Annotated in this window: 16 protein-coding genes; 7 read left to right on the forward strand and 9 right to left on the reverse strand. The window is 72.9% G+C overall.

The features are described from left to right. Window positions 1–5: 5 nt before the first annotated feature. Window positions 6–518 (reverse strand): SRPBCC domain-containing protein, encoded by a 513-nt coding sequence (locus M3147_RS18200; protein ID WP_251204833.1) that lies wholly within the window; start codon window positions 516–518, stop codon window positions 6–8. 67 nt (window positions 519–585) lie between these two features. On the opposite strand from M3147_RS18200, the gene M3147_RS18205 reads away from it, so the two are divergent. Genes M3147_RS18205 through M3147_RS18215 form a run of 3 tightly spaced genes read left to right on the forward strand, consistent with a single transcriptional unit; the run spans window position 586 to window position 2,066 of the window. Next, entirely contained in the window at window positions 586–954 is a 369-nt protein-coding gene (locus M3147_RS18205; protein WP_251204834.1) for a hypothetical protein, read from the forward strand. 51 nt (window positions 955–1,005) lie between these two features. Continuing rightward, entirely contained in the window at window positions 1,006–1,398 is a 393-nt protein-coding gene (locus M3147_RS18210) for an ArsR/SmtB family transcription factor (protein ID WP_251204835.1), read from the forward strand. 2 nt (window positions 1,399–1,400) lie between these two features. Then, window positions 1,401–2,066, forward strand: coding sequence for an SRPBCC domain-containing protein (locus tag M3147_RS18215; RefSeq protein ID WP_251204836.1), 666 nt, complete (start codon window positions 1,401–1,403; stop codon window positions 2,064–2,066). Between the two features lie 101 nt (window positions 2,067–2,167). On the opposite strand, the gene M3147_RS18220 is transcribed toward M3147_RS18215, so the two are convergent. The 3 genes from M3147_RS18220 to M3147_RS18230 form a co-directional block, all read right to left on the reverse strand. After that, a complete protein-coding gene (locus M3147_RS18220; RefSeq protein WP_251204837.1) occupies window positions 2,168–3,853 on the reverse strand; it encodes a phytoene desaturase family protein in 1,686 nt (561 codons plus the stop codon). A gap of 233 nt (window positions 3,854–4,086) precedes the next feature. Further along, on the reverse strand, window positions 4,087–4,926 hold the full coding sequence (locus M3147_RS18225) for an ABC transporter permease (protein WP_251204838.1): 840 nt from the start codon (window positions 4,924–4,926) through the stop codon (window positions 4,087–4,089). A 67-nt stretch (window positions 4,927–4,993) separates the two neighbouring features. After that, window positions 4,994–6,010: an ATP-binding cassette domain-containing protein gene (locus M3147_RS18230; RefSeq protein ID WP_251204839.1), complete on the reverse strand. Its 1,017-nt coding sequence runs from the start codon at window positions 6,008–6,010 to the stop codon at window positions 4,994–4,996. A gap of 60 nt (window positions 6,011–6,070) precedes the next feature. Between M3147_RS18230 and M3147_RS18235 the strand changes: the two genes are divergently transcribed. Next, window positions 6,071–7,051 (forward strand): helix-turn-helix transcriptional regulator, encoded by a 981-nt coding sequence (locus M3147_RS18235; protein ID WP_251204840.1) that lies wholly within the window; start codon window positions 6,071–6,073, stop codon window positions 7,049–7,051. Window positions 7,052–7,069: 18 nt separating this feature from the next. On the opposite strand, the gene M3147_RS18240 is transcribed toward M3147_RS18235, so the two are convergent. Further along, window positions 7,070–7,984 (reverse strand): LysR family transcriptional regulator, encoded by a 915-nt coding sequence (locus tag M3147_RS18240; protein ID WP_251204841.1) that lies wholly within the window; start codon window positions 7,982–7,984, stop codon window positions 7,070–7,072. A gap of 214 nt (window positions 7,985–8,198) precedes the next feature. On the opposite strand from M3147_RS18240, the gene M3147_RS18245 reads away from it, so the two are divergent. Next, the gene (locus M3147_RS18245; RefSeq protein WP_251204842.1) at window positions 8,199–11,879 is read left to right on the forward strand and encodes a proline dehydrogenase family protein; all 3,681 of its coding nucleotides are present in this window, start codon (window positions 8,199–8,201) and stop codon (window positions 11,877–11,879) included. A gap of 62 nt (window positions 11,880–11,941) precedes the next feature. Here M3147_RS18245 and M3147_RS18250 read toward each other — a convergent pair whose 3' ends face one another. Then, window positions 11,942–12,421 (reverse strand): ATP-dependent zinc protease family protein, encoded by a 480-nt coding sequence (locus tag M3147_RS18250; RefSeq protein ID WP_251204843.1) that lies wholly within the window; start codon window positions 12,419–12,421, stop codon window positions 11,942–11,944. 26 nt (window positions 12,422–12,447) lie between these two features. Here M3147_RS18250 and M3147_RS18255 point away from each other — a divergent pair, with 26 nt between their 5' ends. Beyond that, complete coding sequence (locus M3147_RS18255; protein WP_251204844.1) at window positions 12,448–13,641, forward strand: RimK family alpha-L-glutamate ligase; 1,194 nt, start codon at window positions 12,448–12,450, stop codon at window positions 13,639–13,641. A gap of 174 nt (window positions 13,642–13,815) precedes the next feature. Here M3147_RS18255 and M3147_RS18260 read toward each other — a convergent pair whose 3' ends face one another. The 3 genes from M3147_RS18260 to M3147_RS18270 form a co-directional block, all read right to left on the reverse strand. After that, the gene (locus M3147_RS18260; RefSeq protein ID WP_251204845.1) at window positions 13,816–14,220 is read right to left on the reverse strand and encodes a GntR family transcriptional regulator; all 405 of its coding nucleotides are present in this window, start codon (window positions 14,218–14,220) and stop codon (window positions 13,816–13,818) included. 11 nt (window positions 14,221–14,231) lie between these two features. Beyond that, a complete protein-coding gene (locus M3147_RS18265; RefSeq protein ID WP_243569691.1) occupies window positions 14,232–14,669 on the reverse strand; it encodes an Lrp/AsnC family transcriptional regulator in 438 nt (145 codons plus the stop codon). Between the two features lie 259 nt (window positions 14,670–14,928). After that, entirely contained in the window at window positions 14,929–15,546 is a 618-nt protein-coding gene (locus M3147_RS18270; RefSeq protein ID WP_251204846.1) for a TetR/AcrR family transcriptional regulator C-terminal domain-containing protein, read from the reverse strand. A 104-nt stretch (window positions 15,547–15,650) separates the two neighbouring features. Here M3147_RS18270 and M3147_RS18275 point away from each other — a divergent pair, with 104 nt between their 5' ends. After that, the gene (locus M3147_RS18275; RefSeq protein WP_251204847.1) at window positions 15,651–17,282 is read left to right on the forward strand and encodes an amidohydrolase; all 1,632 of its coding nucleotides are present in this window, start codon (window positions 15,651–15,653) and stop codon (window positions 17,280–17,282) included. Window positions 17,283–17,306 lie beyond the last annotated feature (24 nt).

Consider the following 17,306-nt stretch of genomic DNA (forward strand, 5'->3'; position numbering starts at 1 on the left):
TCAGTCTAGGGGCGGGCCGCGTCGGCGACGGGGAGGCTGCGGTAGTGCGCGGCGAACGCGGGGAAGTAGTCGCCCCACTGCGGCATGGCGAGCCCCTGTCTGGCCGCGATCATGCGGTCGAGGTAGTAGTCCCAGCCCGGGCCGATCTCGCCGACGTCGAGCTTGTCGTCGAGCCGCTGCGAGAAGCTCAGCGTCGTCATTCCCCCCGCCTCGCGCAGGTGGCAGTGCAGGCGCCACGCTTCGGGCTGGGTGTCGACGTCGAGGTGGAAGCGGTGCGGCGCTTCGCAGAGCAGGATGCTCACGTTCTGCCACGGGGCATCCTCGCTCTCCGCGGTCATGCGGAAGCGCACGCCGCCCGTCGAGGGACTGCCCGTGTAGGTGCCGATCCAGGAACGGAGGGCGGTCGGGTTCGTCAGGCTGTACCAGACGTCCTCGATCGGGGCGCGGAACAGGCGATCGAACTGCAGATAGCGGCCGTCGGGCTTCAGCTCGTAGTGACCGGTGGGCTTGGCGCTCATCTCGACCCCCTCGTCGTCCGTTTTCCCAGGCTAACCCTCGGCGCTCGGAACCACTAGCATCGTGGCCATGAGTAGCAAGGGGTCGTCGGCCGCCAAGCGCGAAGCCGCCATGGACATCACCGAGGGCAAGTCCGGGCTCTGGGGCTGGCTCGCCGGTCTCATCGTGCTCGCCCTCATCGCGGTGCCGCTGTCGGCCGCGTTCGCCTTCGCGACGCACCCGCACTCGCAGCAGCTCTTCGCGAACCGGCTCGACGAGGTCGGCCCCGGCGCCTATCAGGCGTTCTGGTGGCTCGTGACGATCTTCCTCGTCATCCTGCCGATCCTCGTCGGCTACGCCATCGCGAAGCTCTCGGCGCGCTCGCTCGCCATCGTGGGCGGCATCGTGGCGCTGTTCGTCATCGCCATCCTGGTGCTCGGACAGCTCTTCGTGTTCTGAGCATGATATTTACGCCTTGACTTATATAAGTCTGGGCGTAACTATTGAACCATGCACGCGTTCGACGTCCTCGGCGATCCAGTCCGGCGGCGCATCCTGGAGCTCCTCGCGGAGGGCGAGGCGCCCGCCGGCGCCATCTGCGCGGTGGTCTCCGCCGAGTTCGGCATCACGCAGCCCGCGGTGTCGCAGCACCTGCGGGTGCTGCGCGAGCAGGGCTTCGCCTCGGTGCGCGCCGACGGTCGGCGTCGGCTCTACGCGGTCGACGCCCGCGGACTCGAGCAGGCGAGCGCCTGGCTCAGCCCGTTCGAGCGCTTCTGGCGCGGCCCGCTCGCCGCGCTCGGCACCGAACTGAAGCGCGGGCAACGGGCCCGCCGGGTCGTCGCCGACGGCGTGCACGATCGGGCCGACGGTCCGGTCGATCCACCCGGAGATGAGGAGGAGTGACCATGGTCGACGTGAACGAACAGATCGATGCGGTGACGCGCGAACTGCGCACCGAAGAACTCGACGGCGAACCGTCGCGCATCCAGATCATCGCCCAGGAGTACCCGGCGGACCTCGCCGACGTCTGGGCGGCGACGACCGAGCCGGAGCGGATCGCCCGCTGGTTCCTGCCGGTGAGCGGCACGCTCGAGCTCGGTGGGCGGTACCAGCTCGAAGGCAACGCCGGCGGCGAGGTGCTCGCCTGCTCGCCACCCGCGGAGGGCCGCGCGAGCTACCGCATCACCTGGGAGTACGGCGGCGGGATGTCGTGGGTGACCGTCCGGCTCTCGTCGATCGACGCCGAGCGCACCCGCTTCGAGCTCGAGCACATCGCACGGGTCGGCGACATCCCCGAGGAGATGTGGCAGACGTTCGGTCCGGGCGCGACCGGGGTCGGCTGGGACCAGGCGCTGCTCGGCCTCGCCCTGCACCTCGGCACGCAAGACGCGCGCATCGCGCCGGAGGAGGCGATGAGCTGGATGCTCTCGGAGGAGGGCCGCGCGTTCTCCCGTGCCGCCGCCGACGGCTGGGCCGCCGCGCATCGGGCGTCCGGTGCGGATGCCGAGACCGCGGCGCGTGCCGCCGACGCCACCTTCGGCTTCTACACGGGCGAGATGCCCGGCGCCTGAGCGGCGCGGCCGGGCTGAGCGGCGCGGCCGGGCTGAGCGGCGCGGCCGGGCTGCTCGGCGCGGCCGTGCTCCTCGGCCCGGCCGTGCAGTGCGGGCACGCGTCAGCCGCGCGCCTCGAGTACGGCCATCGCCGCGTTCTGCCCGCCGATCCCGCTGACCGCCCCGCCGCGCACCGCGCCCGAGCCGCAGAGCAGGATGCGCTCGTGCGCCGTCGCGACGCCCCAGCGCTCGGCGTGCGTGGCGAGCGCCCCGCCGGGTTCCGCCCACGGCCACGACAGCGGCCCGTGGAAGATGTGCCCGCCGGGCATCGCCAGCGCGGCCTCGAGGTCGCGGGTCGTCTTCGTCTCGATGCAGGGGCGGCCCGAGGCATCCCTCGCGATCACCTCGGCGATCGGCTCGGCGAGCACCGAGTCCAGCGAGTCGAGCACGGCCTGCTGCAGTCGTTCGCGCAGCTCGTCGGCGCCGAAGCGCTCACCGAGCCGATCGGCGGCGTGCAGCCCGAAGACGGTCAGGGTGTGCGCGCCGGCGGCGGCGAGCTCCGGCGAGAGGATCGAGGGGTCGCTCAGCGTGTGGCAGTAAATCTCGCAGGGGAGCGGATCAGGGATGGCCCCGCGGGCCGCCGCACGGAACGCCGCCTCGAGCTGCGAGGCGAGCTCGTTGATGTGGAAGGTGCCCGCGAAGGCCTGCTCCGGGGCGACCTCGGGGTCGCGGAGGCGGGGCAGCCGGGTGAGCAGGAGGTTCACCTTCACCTGCGCGCCCTCCGGCGCATCGAGGTGACGGAGGCGTTCGAGCACGACGGGAGGGACGCCCGGCACGCGGTCCTCGGTGAAGGGCGCTTGCGCGCGCGGCGCGGATGCCTCGCCGCCGGCGACGCTCGGGGCACCCGCCGGTGCGGGGGTCGGCGCCCCGGCCGCGAGCAGGCGGTCGAGCACGGCGGGCGCCACGTTCGCGAGGATCGTGCCCGCCGCGACGACGTGCTCGCCCGAAGCATCCCGGTACCTGACCGCGCCCTCCGGGCTCGCACCGAGCACCTCGGTGCCCGTCAGCAGGGTCGCGCCCGCCGCGCGGGCCACCCGCTCGAGCTCGCCGGTGACCGCGCCCATGCCGCCGACGGGGACGTCCCAATCGCCGGTGCCGCCGCCGATCACGTGGTACAGGAAGCAGCGGTTCGCGTCGAGCGCCGGGTCGTCGAGGCCGGTGAAGGTGCCGATCAGGCCGTCGGTCGCGACGACTCCGCGCACCAGGTCGCTCGTGAAGCGGGCGTCGACGGTCTCGCCGAGCGGGCGTTCCACGAAGTCCCGCCACACCCGGTCGTCGCCGACGAGCGCGCGAGCCTCCTCGCGGGTCGGCAACGGCTCGGTCAGCGTCGGGAAGAGTGCGGCGAGGCGGGCGGTGTCGGCGCCGAGCTCGCGCCAGGCGGGCACGTCGGCCTCGGCGCCGACCCGGGCGAAGGCGGCGGCGAGGGCGGCATCGTCGGCGTCGCGGTCGACGAGCAGCCCGCGCGCCGGGTCCGCCGGGTCGGGCGTGTAGGAGGAGAAGCGGCGGCGCACGAGCTCGTGCTCCAGGCCGAGTTCCTCGACGATGCGGGCGGGCAGCAGGCTCACGAGGTACGAGTACCGGGAGAGGCGGGCGTCGACCCCCTGGAACGCCTCGGCCGAGACCGCGGCTCCGCCGAGGTGGTCGTCGCGCTCGAGCAGCAGCACGTCGAGCCCGGCCCGGGCGAGATAGGCGGCGGCGGTCAGGCCGTTGTGGCCCCCGCCGAGGATGACGACGTCGTGCGCGCGCATGGATCGAGCGTAGCCCGCCCGGCCCGCCCCGCCCCGCCCCGGCCCGGCCCGGCCCGGCCGCCCCGGCCGCCCCGCCCGGCCGGCCGGCCGCCGCTCGCGAGGGGGTCGTTCTCCGACGCGGGCACGGGCGTCGGCGGCATCCGCGGTCGGAAAGCGACCCCCTCGGGGATGGGGTGGGCCTCGGGGATGGGGTGGGCCTCGGGGATGGGGTGGGCCTCGGGGATGGGGTGGGGTCAGCGGGCCCGGCGCATCGCGCGCACGCCGACGACGAGGCCGATCGCGCAGGTGACGACCGCTGCGATCGCGCCGCCGAGCACGGCCGGTGCGCCGAAGTCGCCCGCGAGCAGGGCGCGCTCCGCGCCGACGAGGTAGCTGAGCGGGTTCACGGCGGCCGCGACCCGCATCCACTCCGGGCCGTCCTCGAGCGGCAGCAGCATGCCCGAGAGGATCATCAGCGGGAACAGCAGGGTCTGGTGCACCATCCAGAACATCCAGTCCCGGTTGCGGCAGCCGAGCGCGAGCGTGTAGCTCAGCGCGCCGAAGCCGATGCCGAAGACGGCGAGCACGACGAGGCCGAGGAGCAGACCGGGCACGTTCACGCTGAAGCCGAACGGCACGGCGACGAGCACCACGATCGTGCCCTGCACCATGAGCGGCACGACCTCCTTCAGGGCGCGGCCGACGAGCAGCGCGTTCCGCGAGAGCGGGGCGACGAGGGTGCGCTCGTGCGAGCCGGTCTGCATCTCGAACAGCAGGTTCGCGCCGGTCGAGGCGGTGCCGAACAGCGCGACCATCACGAGGATGCCGGGCACGAACCACTGCAGCGTGCCCGCGACGTCGCCGCCCGCCGCGCCGACCAGCAGCGGGCCGAACAGGCCCAGGAAGACGAGCGGCTGCACGAGCGAGAACAGCACGCTGAACGGGTCACGCACGAGCGGGCGGGACTCGCGCACGAAGACCGCCGCGGTGTCACGGGCGAAGCCGGTGCGTCGCGGTGCGGGGCGGCCGGCGGCGGGCGCCGGGGGCGAGTCGCTGGGCGCGGTGCTCGGGGTGGGATCGGCGATCGTGTTCATGGTCGTGCTCCTTCGGTGGCGGTGGCGGTGGCGGTGGCGGTGGCGGTGGTGGTGGGGCGGATGCCGTTCACGCGGCAGCCTGTTCGGGCGCCTCGTCGCCCCCGGCCCGCGCGGACTCCTCGCGGAGGCTGCGGCCGGTGAGCGCGAGGAAGACGTCGTCGAGGGTCGGCGGCCGGTGCGTCGCGGTGACGACCTCGAGCCCGGCCTCGGCGAGATCCCGCAGGTGGCGGGGGAGCGCTCGCGCACCGTCGGCCTCGGTCAGCACGAGGCGGGCCGGGTCGGCGGGGTCGGGCTCACCGCCGAGGCGGGCGGCGGCGGCCGAGGCATCCGCCCGTCCCGCGAAGCCGAGCGTGATCCGGTCGCCCGCGAGCGACTCCTTGAGCGCGACGGCCGTGTCGTCGGCGATGACGCGGCCGTGGTCCATGACCATCACCCGCTCGGCGAGCTGGTCGGCCTCGTCGAGGTAGTGCGTGGTCAGGAAGATGGTCGTCCCGGTCGTGCGGCGGAGCTCGACGATGTGCTCCCAGAGGTTGGCCCGGCTGTGCGGGTCGAGACCGGTCGAGGGCTCGTCGAGGAAGAGCAGCTCCGGGCGGTGGATGAGTCCGAGCGCGATGTCGAGCCGGCGCTTCTGTCCGCCGGAGAGCGACTGGACGCTGCGGCTGGCGAACGGCCCGAGCTCGAGCGAGTCGAGCAGTTCGGCCGCCCGCGCCCGCGTCTCGCGTCGGCCGAGGCCGTAGAACGCGCCCTGGGCGTGCAGCTCGTCGCGGACCCGTTGGGTGTGGCCGCCCGAACTGCCCTGCCCCACGTAGCCGATGCGGCGGCGGACCCCGGCCGGGTCGCGACGGATGTCGCAGCCGGCGACGGTCGCCTCGCCGCTGGTGGCGGGCAGCAGGGTGGTGAGCATCCGGAGGGTGGTGGATTTGCCGGCGCCGTTCGGGCCGAGGAACGCGACGAGCTCGCCGGCGGCGACCGAGAGATCGACGGCGCGCACCGCCTCGACCGTCTGCCCCTTCGAGCGGAACGTCTTCGTCAAGCCCCGGGCGGTGATCATCTGGCCGGTTCCGGCCTGCGTGTGCTTCGTCATGGACTCAGCTTCTCGAGGCATCCGGTCAGTTCCTGTCCGGTATCGGAGGAGAATCGGGGCATGGCCGCCACGACCTCCCGAACGCTCGAACTGCTCTCCCTGCTGCAGAGCCATCGGCACTGGACCGCGCACGAGCTCGTCGATCGGCTCGGCGTCAGCGAACGCACGCTGCGCCGCGATGTCGAACGGCTGCGCGAGCTCGGCTACGGCATCGAGTCGCTCCGCGGCGTCGCCGGCGGGTACCGGCTGGAGGCGGGCACCGGCCTGCCGCCGCTGCTGCTCAGCGACGACGAGGGCGTGGCGATCGCGGTCGGCCTGCGCTCACAGGCGACCGCCGGTCTCCGCGGCGCGGAGCACACCACGCTCAGCGCCCTCGCGAAGATCGAGCAGGTGCTGCCGCCCGCGCTCCGCCGCCGGATCGAGGCGCTGCAGTCGCACGCCGCCGCCGGCGCGCCGCCCCTCGGCGGGCGCGACGGGCGACCGGTGCCCGCCGTCGACCCGGAACTCCTCGGCCTGCTCGCGCTCGCCTGCCGCGACGCCGAGCGGCTGCGCTTCCGCTATACCGACGCGAACGGCGGAGAGACGGCGCGGAGCGTCGAGCCGTACCGCCTCGTGCCGATCGCCCGGCGCTGGTACCTGCTCGCCTGGGACCGGGACCGCGACGACTGGCGCACCTTCCGCGTCGACCGGGTCGACGGCGTCTTCCAGACCCGGGTGCGCTTCGAGCCGCGGCCGATCGACGACGCGGAGGCCCGCGAGCGGGTCGAGCGGGCGACGAGGTACCGGCGCAGCTCGGTCACCGCGCGAGTCGTCGTCGCGCTGCCGCTCGCCGAGCTCGCCGCGCACCTGGGCTGGTGGGGGCGCGAGCTCGAAGCGGTGGATGCCGGGCACTGCGCCTGGCCCATCGAGGCGGACTCCGTCGAGGGGCTCGCCATGGGGCTGATGTGGCTGCCGTCCCGCGCCGAGTACCGGATCGAGGGGGAGGAGCTGCGGGCGTTCCTCGCGGTGCAGGCGGAGCGGTTCGCCGCCGCCGCGACGTGAGGGTGCGGCCGGCGCGACTCAGCCGGCGCGGCGCGGCGCGGGAGCGGCGGCGCGGGCCGCCCGGGCGAGGGCCTCGCGGCACGCGACGACCGCGGGCCGGGTCGCCGCCGCATGCCGAGTCGCCGTGAACACCTCGCGCTCGGGGCGGCCGGGCAGCTCCGCGAGACGAACGCTCGGCGGTTCGCCGGCCCAGACGAGATCGGGCAGCAGCCCGGTGGCGTGGCCGGCCCGGATGAGCCGGATGTGCGCGATGAGGTCCGCCGTCTCGAAGCGCACGTCGGGTTCGAAGCCCGCCTCGCGGCAGAGCTGCACCGCCCACTCGCGCGAGGCGGTGCCGGCCGGCTCCAGGACCCAGGGCAGGGATGCCGCGTCCGCCAGCGTCGCGGCCTCGGGAACGACGCCGCCGGGCAGGGCGAGCCGGATGGGGTCGGCGACGAGCGGAACCCGGTCGAGCTCCGGGCGGTGCGCCCTGGTGTGTCCCGGGTACTGCTCGGCGACGACGAGGTCGAAGTCGCGGGCGGCGACCTCGAACAGCCCCGCCTCGGGCTCGCGCTCGGTGACCTCGACCCGGAGCCCCGGGTGCTCCGCCGCGAGGATCGTCAGCGCCTGCGGCACCACCGCGTGCGCGGCCGACTGGAACACCGCGAGGCGCACCGTGCCGCCGACCGCGGTGAGGGAGCGGGCGACCTCCGCCTCCGCCTCCTCGAGCCGGTCGAGTACCGCGATGCCGTGTTCGACGAGCACGAGGGCCTGCGGGGTGAGCTGCACTCGGCGCCCCGCTTGCACGAGCAGCGGCACGCCGGCCTCGCGCTCGAGCTGGGCGAGCTGCTGCGACACCGAGGAGGGGCTGTAGGACAGCGCCTCGGCAACGGCGGCGAGCGTTCCGCGTCGGCTCAGCTCCACGAGCAGGCGCAGGCGGCGCACGTCGAGCATCGCGGCATCCCCTTTCTCTGCTTCTCCCTATCGACTTGCCCAACTTTCATGAAAGTCGGGCAAGTCGAAAAGTGCGATCACGATTATTCGGAAATCATGAACAGTATCCATCGGAATCATTCGCTGTACCGAACGAACGTGCGGCCGCACACTTGAGTCGACGCCCGGCGTTCCCCCGGCCCCGCTTCCAGTGAAGGACAGTACTGTCGTGACCATGACGAACCTCAGCGCAGCCATCGGCAGCCCGCGCACCGACGACGTCGTCTCCCTCGTTCGCCGCTGGCTCGCCGAGAGCGCCGAGCACCCCGTCGACCCCGCCGCCGAGCGGCTCGCCGGCGTGCTGAAGGACCCGAACGGCCTCGCGTTCACCGTCGGCTTCGTCGACGGCGTCATGCGCCCCGAAGACCTCGGCGTCGCCGGCCGCAACCTCGAGCAGGTCGCGAAACTCACACCGAAGTTCCTCCCCTGGTACCTGAAGGCGGCCATCCGCGTCGGCGGCGTCTTCGCCCCGGTGCTGCCCTGGGTCGTCATCCCCATCGCCCGCCGCGTGCTCCGCGCCATGGTCGGCCACCTCGTGCTCGACGCCACCCCCGCGAAGCTCGGGCCCGCCATCGCGAAGCTCCGCGAGGGCGGCAACCGGCTCAACCTGAACCTCCTCGGCGAGGCCGTGCTCGGCGAGGAGGAGGCCGATCGTCGGCTCTCCGGCACCTACGAGTTCCTCGCCCGCGACGACGTCGACTACGTGTCGATCAAGGTGTCCTCCGTCGTCAGCCAGCTCTCGATGTGGTCCTTCGACGAGGCGGTCGCCAAGGTCGTCGACAAGCTCACCCCGCTGTACGAGCTCGCTGCGAAGCGCTCCGCCGAGGGCAAGCCGAAGTTCATCAATCTCGACATGGAGGAGTACCGCGACCTCGACCTGACCATCGCGGTCTTCACGGCGCTGCTCGACCAGCCCCAGCTGCAGCAGCTCGAGGCCGGCATCGTGCTGCAGACGTACCTGCCCGACGCACTCCGCGCCATGCAGGAGCTGCAGGCCTGGGCGAAGACCCGGCGCGCCGGCGGCGGCGCCCCGATCAAGGTGCGCGTCGTCAAGGGCGCGAACCTCGCCATGGAGCAGGTGGATGCCGCGATCCACGACTGGCCCGTCGCCACCTACTCGACGAAGCAGGACTCCGACACCAACTACAAGCGCGTGCTCGACTGGTCGATGACCCCCGAGCGCGTCGACGCCGTCCGCCTCGGCGTCGCCGGCCACAACCTCTTCGACGTCGCGCACGCCTGGCTCACCGCGAAGGCCCGCGGCGTCGAGTCGGCGGTCGAGCTCGAGATGCTGCTCGGCATGGCGACCGGGCAGGCCGAGGCGGTGCGCGGCGACGTCGGGCAGCTACTGCTCTACACGCCCGTCGTGAACCCCGCCGAGTTCGACGTCGCGATCGCGTACCTCATCCGTCGACTGGAGGAGAACGCGAGCCAGGACAACTTCATGTCGGCCGTCTTCGAGCTCGCCGACGATCGCGGACTGTTCGATCGCGAACGCGCCCGCTACGAGCGCTCCCTCGCGGCGCTCGAGCCCGTCGTCGGCGAAGCGCCCCAGCCGAACCGCACGCAGAACCGCCGCACCGAGTGGGAGGGCGGGGCGCTCGACGCCGCCTTCGCCCGCCTCGATGCGCCCGCGCCCGGCAGCGAGCACGCCGACGAGGGGCTCACCAACGTCGTGCTGGGGATCAGCCGGGGATCGAGTGGCGCTTCGACGGGCTTCGCTTCGACGGGCTCAGCGAACCAGGCGAGCTCAGCGGACCAGACGGGCTCAGCGGGCCAGGGGGGCTCAGCGGGCCAGGGGCCCGGGCTCACGCCGGGGTTCCGCAACGAGCCCGACACCGACCCCGCGCTCGCGGCCAACCGCGAGTGGGGCCGGCGCATCCTCGAACGCGTCCCCGACACGCAGCTCGGCGTCGAGACGATCCGCGCGGCGCGCATCGACGACGCCGACGCGCTCGCCGAGCTCATGGCCGGTGTCGCCGCCGCGGGCGAGGCCTGGGGTCGCAGGACCGGCGCCGAGCGCGCCGCTGTGCTGCACCGCGCGGGACTCGCGCTCGCCGCGAACCGCGACCGGCTGATCGAGATCATGGCCGCGGAGGCCGGCAAGACCATCGCCGAGGCCGACCCCGAGATCAGCGAGGCGATCGACTTCGCCCACTACTACGCCGAGCGGGCGCGCGAGCTCGACCAGGTGCAGGGTGCCGTGTTCGTGCCGTCGAAGCTCACCGTGGTCACCCCGCCGTGGAACTTCCCGGTCGCCATCCCCGCCGGCGGCGTGCTCGCCGCGCTCGCCGCGGGCTCCGGCGTCGTGATCAAGCCGGCGAAGCTCGCGCAGCGCTCCGGCGCCGTCATGGTCGAGGCGCTGTGGGAGGCCGGCATCCCGAAGGAGCTGCTCGCCCTCGTCGACGTCGGTGAGCGCGAGCTCGGCACGCAGCTCGTCGCGAGCCCGAACGTCGACCGGGTCATCCTCACCGGCGCGTACGAGACGGCCGAGCTGTTCCGCTCGTTCCGCCAGGACCTGCCGCTGCTCGCCGAGACGAGCGGCAAGAACGCGATCATCGTGACCCCCTCGGCCGACCTCGACCTCGCCGCGTCCGATGTTGTGAAGAGCGCCTTCGGCCACGCCGGGCAGAAGTGCTCGGCCGCCTCGCTCGTGATCCTCGTCGGCTCGGTCGCGAAGTCGGAGCGCTTCCGCCGCCAGCTCGTGGACGCCGCCCGCTCGATGCGCGTCGGCTACCCGGCCGACGCCCGCACGCAGATCGGGCCGATCATCGAGCCCGCGCAGGGCAAGCTGCTGCACGCGCTCACCCAGCTCGGCATCGGCGAGGAATGGCTCGTCGAGCCGAAGCAGCTCGACGAGCGTGGCGCCCTGTGGTCGCCGGGCATCAAGACCGGCGTGCAGCCGGGCTCCTACTTCCACCTCACCGAGTTCTTCGGCCCGGTGCTCGGCATCATGCACGCGAAGGACCTCGACGAGGCCATCCGCTTCCAGAACGCCGTCGACTACGGGCTCACCGCGGGGCTGCACTCGCTCGACTCGGAGGAGCTCGCGAGCTGGTTCGACCAGGTCGAGGCGGGCAACCTCTACGTGAACCGCGGCATCACCGGCGCGATCGTGCAGCGCCAGCCCTTCGGCGGCTGGAAGCGCTCCGCCGTCGGTGCGGGCGCGAAGGCCGGCGGGCCGAACTACCTGTTCGGGCTCGGCAGCTGGGAGGCCGAGCACGGCCGCCAGTCCTCGACGCTGCACCTGCGCGGCCTCGACAAGCGCGTCACGGAGGTCATCGAGGCATCCCAGTCCGCGCTCGACTACGAGTCGTTCGATGTGCTGCGCCGCTCCGCGCTGAGCGACGCGGTCGCGTGGGCCGAGGAGTACGGCGTCGCCCGCGACGCCTCGCAGCTCGGCGTCGAGCGGAACGTGTTCCGCTACCGCCCGCTGCCCGTCACCGTGCGCATCTCCGACGACGCCGAGCTCGCCGAGGGCCTCCGGGTCATCGTCGCCGGCCTGCTCTCGAAGTCGCGCTTCGAGGTGTCGACCGCGCTCGAGCTGCCGAAGGGCGTGCGCACGGTGCTCGCCGCGCGCGAGGTGCGGATCACCCGCGAGGACGACGCCGCCTGGCTCGCCCGCGTGGCGAAGCGCGGCGCGCGGGCGCTCGGCGCGAGTCGGGTGCGGCTCGTCGGCGGGGATGCCTCGGCGCTCGCGCAGGCGCTCGGCGGCGCCCCGGATGTCGCGGTGTGGTCGCACCCCGTGACGCCCTCTGGCCGGGTGGAGCTGCTGCCGTTCCTGCACGAGCAGGCGATCTCGATCACGAACCACCGCTTCGGCAACCCGACGACCCTGTCCCAGGGCGTGATCTAGCCGCTGCCCCGCTCCAGGGTTGCCCGACTTTCATGAAAGTCGGGCAACCCTGGAGCCGGGGGTCAGTCGCGGCCGCGGTTGCGGCGGCGGGCGTGCTTCGGCGCGCGGCCGCCCACGAAGGAGCGGCCCGAGTCGACGACGAAGCCCTGGCGCAGGGCCTCACGGCCGACGAGCATGCGGAACCCCATCTCGTCGCGGTTCGTGAGCGTGACCTCGGCGGTCACGGTGCGGCCGAGCAGCACGACGTCGAGCAGCACCACGATGCGTTCGGCGGTGTGGCCCGAGGAGCTGCGCACGAGCCGCCGGTCGTGCACCGGCAGCTCGACCCGGACGTCGTCCTCGTCGGAGCCTTGCCAGGGCCGCACGCCGAAGCGCACCCAGGGCTCGCCGTCGCGCTCGAACTCCTCGAGATCGAAGGCGTGCAGCGCGGAGCTGCGGGCGCCGGTGTCGAGCTTCACCTTGATCCAGGCCACCCCGAGCCCGGGGAGGCTCGCCCATTCGCGCCATCCGGCGATGGTGCTTGAATGGGAACTCGAATTCACTCGTCCATCTTGGCAGGGCACCCAGCATGAAACTCGCGATCCTCTCGCGCGCGCCGCACGCGTACTCGACCCAGCGCCTCCGGGCCGCAGCTCAGCAGCGCGGTCATCAGGTCAAGGTGCTGAATACGCTGCGCTTCGCGATCGACCTCGCTGGGCCCGAGCCCGACCTGCAGTTCCGCGGCCGGCAGCTGAGCGACTACGACGCGATCCTGCCGCGCATCGGCAACTCGATCACGTACTTCGGCACCGCCGTGGTGCGGCAGTTCGAGCAGATGGACGTGTACACGCCGAACACCGCGAACGGCATCTCGAACGCCCGCGACAAGCTGCGCGCGAACCAGATCCTGTCCAGGCACAACATCGCTCTGCCGCCGACCGCGTTCGTGCGCAACCGTGCCGACGTGCGCCCGGCGATCGAGCGCGTCGGCGGGGCGCCCGTCGTCATCAAGCTGCTCGAGGGCACGCAGGGCATCGGCGTCATCCTCGCCCCGCAGGTGAAGGTCGCCGAGGCCATCATCGAGACGCTGCACTCGACGAAGCAGAACGTGCTGATCCAGAAGTTCATCGCCGAGAGCCGCGGTCGAGACATCCGCGCCCTCGTCGTCGGCGACCGCGTCGTCGCGGCCATGCGCCGCGTCGCGCACGGCGACGAGTTCCGCTCGAACGTGCACCGCGGCGGCACCGTCGAGCCTGTCGAGCTCACTCCCGAGTACGAGCAGGTGGCCGTGCGCTCGGCGCAGATCATGGGGCTGAAGGTCGCGGGCGTCGACATGCTCGAGGGCGAGCACGGCCCGCTCGTCATGGAGGTGAACTCCTCGCCCGGCCTGCAGGGCATCGAGGCCGCGACGAACCTCGACGTCGCCGGCGCGATCATCGACTACATCGCGAACCAGGTCGCGTTCCCCGAGATCGACGTGCGCCAGCGGCTCACCGTCTCGACCGGGTACGGCGTCGCCGAACTGCTCGTGCACACGAACGCCGACCTCGTCGGCAAGACGATCGGCGAGTCCGGGCTCTGGGAGCGCGACATCACGGTGCTCACCCTGCACCGAGGAGCGAACGTCATCCCGAACCCGCGCAAGGGCGTGCTGCTCGAATCGGGCGACCGGCTGCTCTGCTTCGGCAAGCTCGAGGAGATGCGTTCGATGATCCCCGAGCGCCGCCGCCGCCGGGCGAAGGTGCGCAAACTGCCGAAGCAGGCGATGCCGACGAGCGAGTAGCGGCTGGGGCCGCGGCCGCGGTCGCGGCTGGGGCCGCGGCCGAGGCGGGTGCTGGGCTGGGGCGGGTGCGCCCGCGTCCAGCGGATCGACTCCCCTCGCCTGGCGCGCATCGCGATCGTCGGAGCCGTGCTCTCCGGGCTCGGCCCGCGGATGCCTCGGCAGCCCGCGCCCGGGTCAGCCGCGCAGGGCGGCGTCGACGATCTCGCGCGCCTCGGCGGCGTCGACCCCGACCCGGCGCGCGAGGGCTGCGAAGTCGGCCGCGGCGCGCTGCAGCGCTCGTCGGCCGGCGTCGCCGTATTCGGCAATGACCGTGCCGTTGCGGCCGCGGGTCTCGATGACGCCGTCGCCCTCGAGCGCGCGGTACGCCTTCGCGACCGTGTTGGTGGCGAGGCCGAGGCGTTCGGCGAGGGCGCGGACGGTCGGCAGCCGGTCGCCGGGGGCGAGCCTCCCGGACTGCACGGCATCGACCACCCCGGCGCGCAACTGCTCGAACGGAGCGGCGGCTGCGGCGGGATCGATCGTGAGCGACAGCCCGGCGTCCGTCCCGTCGCCGGAGCGCGGTGCTGGCGTCGTCGGCATCTCGGGCCCGCTCAGTCCCGCACCCGGTTGACGAGGCGTGAGAGGACGATCGCGCTGCGGGTGTGATCGACGTTCGGGGCGATCCGCACGCGTTCGAGGGCGTCTTCGAGCGACGCGATGTCACGCGCGCGGATCTGCACGATCGCGTCGGCGGACCCCGTGACGGTGCCCGCGTAGACCACCTCCGGGACCTCCTGCAGGATGCGCTTCAGCTCGTCGGGAGCGACCGTGCCGCGGCAGAACAGCTCCACATAGGCCTCGGTCGACATGCCGTCGACGGTCGGGTCGACCTGGATCGTGAACGAGCGGATGACGCCTTCGGCGACGAGCTTGTCGACCCGGCGCTTGACCGCGGAGGCCGACAGGCCCACGGACGAGCCGATGTCGCCGTAGCCGGCGCGGGCGTTCTGCCGCAGAAGATCGAGGATCGCTCGGTCCAGGTTGTCCATGGAACGCGAGTGTACGCGGGACTGTTGCGCACTGTCGTCCAGTCGCGCGCGAATCCTGCGGGTCGTTGCGGAATCGTTCGCAAACGGGGCACACCACCCCAGGGTTGCCCGACTTCCATGAAAGTCGGGCAACCCTGGTGCGACCGAAACCGACTTGCCCGACTTTCATGAAAGTTGGGCAACCCTGGTGCGACCGAACCGACTTGCCCGACTTTCATGAAAGTTGGGCAACTCTGGTGCGGAAGTGAGGAGCGGGGAGTCAGGCGGGGGCGACGGTGGCGCGGCGGGCGCGGAGGCCGTCGAGGAGGGCGCGGATGCCGAGCTCGAACGCGGCGGCGGCGCTCGTCGACTCCTCGTACTCGGGGTCGAGCGCGGCGCGCACGCGGGCGAGCTCGGCCGGCACCGAGGCCTGGTCGAGCATGTCGCTCGGCGCCACGAGGTCGAGCGCGGAGCCGAGCACGTGCGCCTCGACGGTGCGCATCACGGCGACGGCGTCGTGCATCGGCCAGCCGGCCTCGATCAGGGCGCCGATCACCACGTCGTAGATCTCGAAGGTCGAGACGTCGCGGATGGGGGTCGTCGCGAGGATGCGGATGAGGTTCGGGTGCGCGGCGAAGACCCGGAGGTAGGATCGCGCCCACGCCTCGAGCGCGACGTCCCAGGGCTCGTCGGCGAAGGGGCTCGTGTCGATGCCCACGACGATGCGCGCGCGGACGAGTTCGATCAGCTCGTCGCGGCTGCCGACATGGTTGTAGAGCGAGGAGACCTGCCGGTGCACCCGGCTGGCGAGGGAGCGCATCGTGAGCGCCTCGCTGCCGTGCTCGTCGACGATCGCGAGCGCGGCGGTCACCAGCTGCTCGCGGTTCACCGTCGGCATCGAGGCGTCCCCCTTCCCTCAGCCCTGCCGAGAGTGTAGCCTCTCAGCACCTACACGAACAGTGTTCGTACGAACACTGTTCGTCCGAGTGAAAGCAATGGTGCATGACGGCGATCCACTTCTCCGGCGGAACGATCTGGCGCGGCGCGGGCGAGCCCCCGGCCCACTCCCTGCTCGTCGAGGACGGCCTCGTCGTCGCGCTCGACGACGCGGCGGACACCGCGGCCGAGGGCCTCGAGCAGGTCGAGCGGGTCGATCTCGATGGCGGATTCCTGATGCCGTCCTTCGGTGACGGCCACGCCCACCCGCTCTTCGGCGGACTCGAGGCCGAAGGCCCGGCCGTCCGGGAGTGCACCTCCGTGGAGGGGATCGCCGCCGCCGTCGCCGAGTACGCGGCCGCCCACCCGGAGCAGGACTGGATCTTCGGCGCCTCCTACGACCCGAGCCTCGTCGAGGGCGGGCTCTTCGACGCCCGCTGGCTCGACGCCGCGGTGCCCGACCGTCCGGTCGTGCTGCGCGCCTACGACTACCACACGGTGTGGGTGAACTCGCGGGCGCTCGAGCTCGCCGGCATCGACGCCTCGACGCCCGACCCCGTGCTCGGCGAGATCTGCCGCCGCGCCGACGGCAGCCCGCTCGGCACCCTCCGCGAGTGGGGCGCCGTCGACCTCGTCTTCGACGCCGCGCCCGTACGCCCGGCCGAGCAGCGCATGCGCGCGCTCGTGCGGGCCGGCGAGTACTACCTCGAGCGCGGAGTCACCTGGGTGCAGGATGCCTGGGCCGAACCCGGCGACGTCGACAGCTACCTCGAGGCGGCCGAACGCGGCATCCTGCCCGTCCGCTTCAACCTCGCCCTCTATGCCGACCCGCGGCGCTTTCCCGCGCAGCTGCCCACCATGCTCGACTCGCGCGAGCGGGTCGAGGCGCTCGGCTCGCCCATGCTGACCGCGCACACCGTGAAGTTCTTCGCCGACGGCGTCATCGAGTCCGAGACCGGGGCGCTGCTCGAGCCGTACTGCTCCGCCCTGCACAAGCACGGCATGTCGGTCTGGGAGGGCGACTCCCTCGCCGACGCCGTGCGCCAGGTCGACGCCGCCGGCTTCCAGGTGCACATCCACGCGATCGGCGACGCCGCCGTGCGCCAGGCGCTCGACGCGATCGAGGGCGCCATCGCCGCCAACGGGCCCCGCGACCGACGCCCCGTCATCGCGCACGCCCAGCTCGTCGACGACGCCGATCTCGACCGCTTCGCCGCGCTCGGCGTCATCGCCTGCATGCAGCCGCTCTGGGCGCAGCTCGACGGGCTCATGACCGTGCTTACCGTGCCCCGGCTCGGCCAGGAGCGCGCCGACCGCCAGTACCGCATGGCCTCCCTCGAGGCATCCGGCGCCCCGCTGTCGTTCGGCTCCGACTGGCCCGTGAGCTCCGGCGCCCCCCTCGACGGCCTCGCGATCGCCGTGTCGCGGCAGACCGCCGACGGCGTCCCGGCCGGCGGCTGGACGCCCGCCGAGATCCTCGACCCGGCGATCGCCTTCGACGCCTACTCGGCCTCCGTCGCCCACCAGGGCTTCGCCGACCGTGCTGCCGCCCCGTGGGGGCGCATCGAGCCCGGTGCGAGCGCCGACTTCGTCGTGCTCGCCGCCGATCCCCGCCAGCTCGCCCCCGCCGAACTGCCCGCCATCGCCATCCGCTCGACCTACCTCGCAGGAAGCCCCCGATACCGCGGCGCAGCGTAGCGCCGCACCACGAAAGGAAACCCG

This window comes from Agromyces mediolanus, assembly GCF_023715325.1.
Taxonomy (GTDB): domain Bacteria; phylum Actinomycetota; class Actinomycetes; order Actinomycetales; family Microbacteriaceae; genus Agromyces; species Agromyces mediolanus_A.

What these genes read in the sequence shown, in the direction of transcription:
- M3147_RS18200 (WP_251204833.1), bottom strand. Translation starts at nt 518, where the DNA reads ATGAGCGCCAAGCCCACCGGTCACTACGAGCTGAAGCCCGACGGCCGC.
- M3147_RS18205 (WP_251204834.1), top strand. Translation starts at nt 586, where the DNA reads ATGAGTAGCAAGGGGTCGTCGGCCGCCAAGCGCGAAGCCGCCATGGAC.
- M3147_RS18210 (WP_251204835.1), top strand. Translation starts at nt 1,006, where the DNA reads ATGCACGCGTTCGACGTCCTCGGCGATCCAGTCCGGCGGCGCATCCTG.
- M3147_RS18215 (WP_251204836.1), top strand. Translation starts at nt 1,401, where the DNA reads ATGGTCGACGTGAACGAACAGATCGATGCGGTGACGCGCGAACTGCGC.
- M3147_RS18220 (WP_251204837.1), bottom strand. Translation starts at nt 3,853, where the DNA reads ATGCGCGCGCACGACGTCGTCATCCTCGGCGGGGGCCACAACGGCCTG.
- M3147_RS18225 (WP_251204838.1), bottom strand. Translation starts at nt 4,926, where the DNA reads ATGAACACGATCGCCGATCCCACCCCGAGCACCGCGCCCAGCGACTCG.
- M3147_RS18230 (WP_251204839.1), bottom strand. Translation starts at nt 6,010, where the DNA reads ATGACGAAGCACACGCAGGCCGGAACCGGCCAGATGATCACCGCCCGG.
- M3147_RS18235 (WP_251204840.1), top strand. Translation starts at nt 6,071, where the DNA reads ATGGCCGCCACGACCTCCCGAACGCTCGAACTGCTCTCCCTGCTGCAG.
- M3147_RS18240 (WP_251204841.1), bottom strand. Translation starts at nt 7,984, where the DNA reads ATGCTCGACGTGCGCCGCCTGCGCCTGCTCGTGGAGCTGAGCCGACGC.
- M3147_RS18245 (WP_251204842.1), top strand. Translation starts at nt 8,199, where the DNA reads ATGACGAACCTCAGCGCAGCCATCGGCAGCCCGCGCACCGACGACGTC.
- M3147_RS18255 (WP_251204844.1), top strand. Translation starts at nt 12,448, where the DNA reads ATGAAACTCGCGATCCTCTCGCGCGCGCCGCACGCGTACTCGACCCAG.
- M3147_RS18260 (WP_251204845.1), bottom strand. Translation starts at nt 14,220, where the DNA reads ATGCCGACGACGCCAGCACCGCGCTCCGGCGACGGGACGGACGCCGGG.
- M3147_RS18265 (WP_243569691.1), bottom strand. Translation starts at nt 14,669, where the DNA reads ATGGACAACCTGGACCGAGCGATCCTCGATCTTCTGCGGCAGAACGCC.
- M3147_RS18270 (WP_251204846.1), bottom strand. Translation starts at nt 15,546, where the DNA reads ATGCCGACGGTGAACCGCGAGCAGCTGGTGACCGCCGCGCTCGCGATC.
- M3147_RS18275 (WP_251204847.1), top strand. Translation starts at nt 15,651, where the DNA reads ATGACGGCGATCCACTTCTCCGGCGGAACGATCTGGCGCGGCGCGGGC.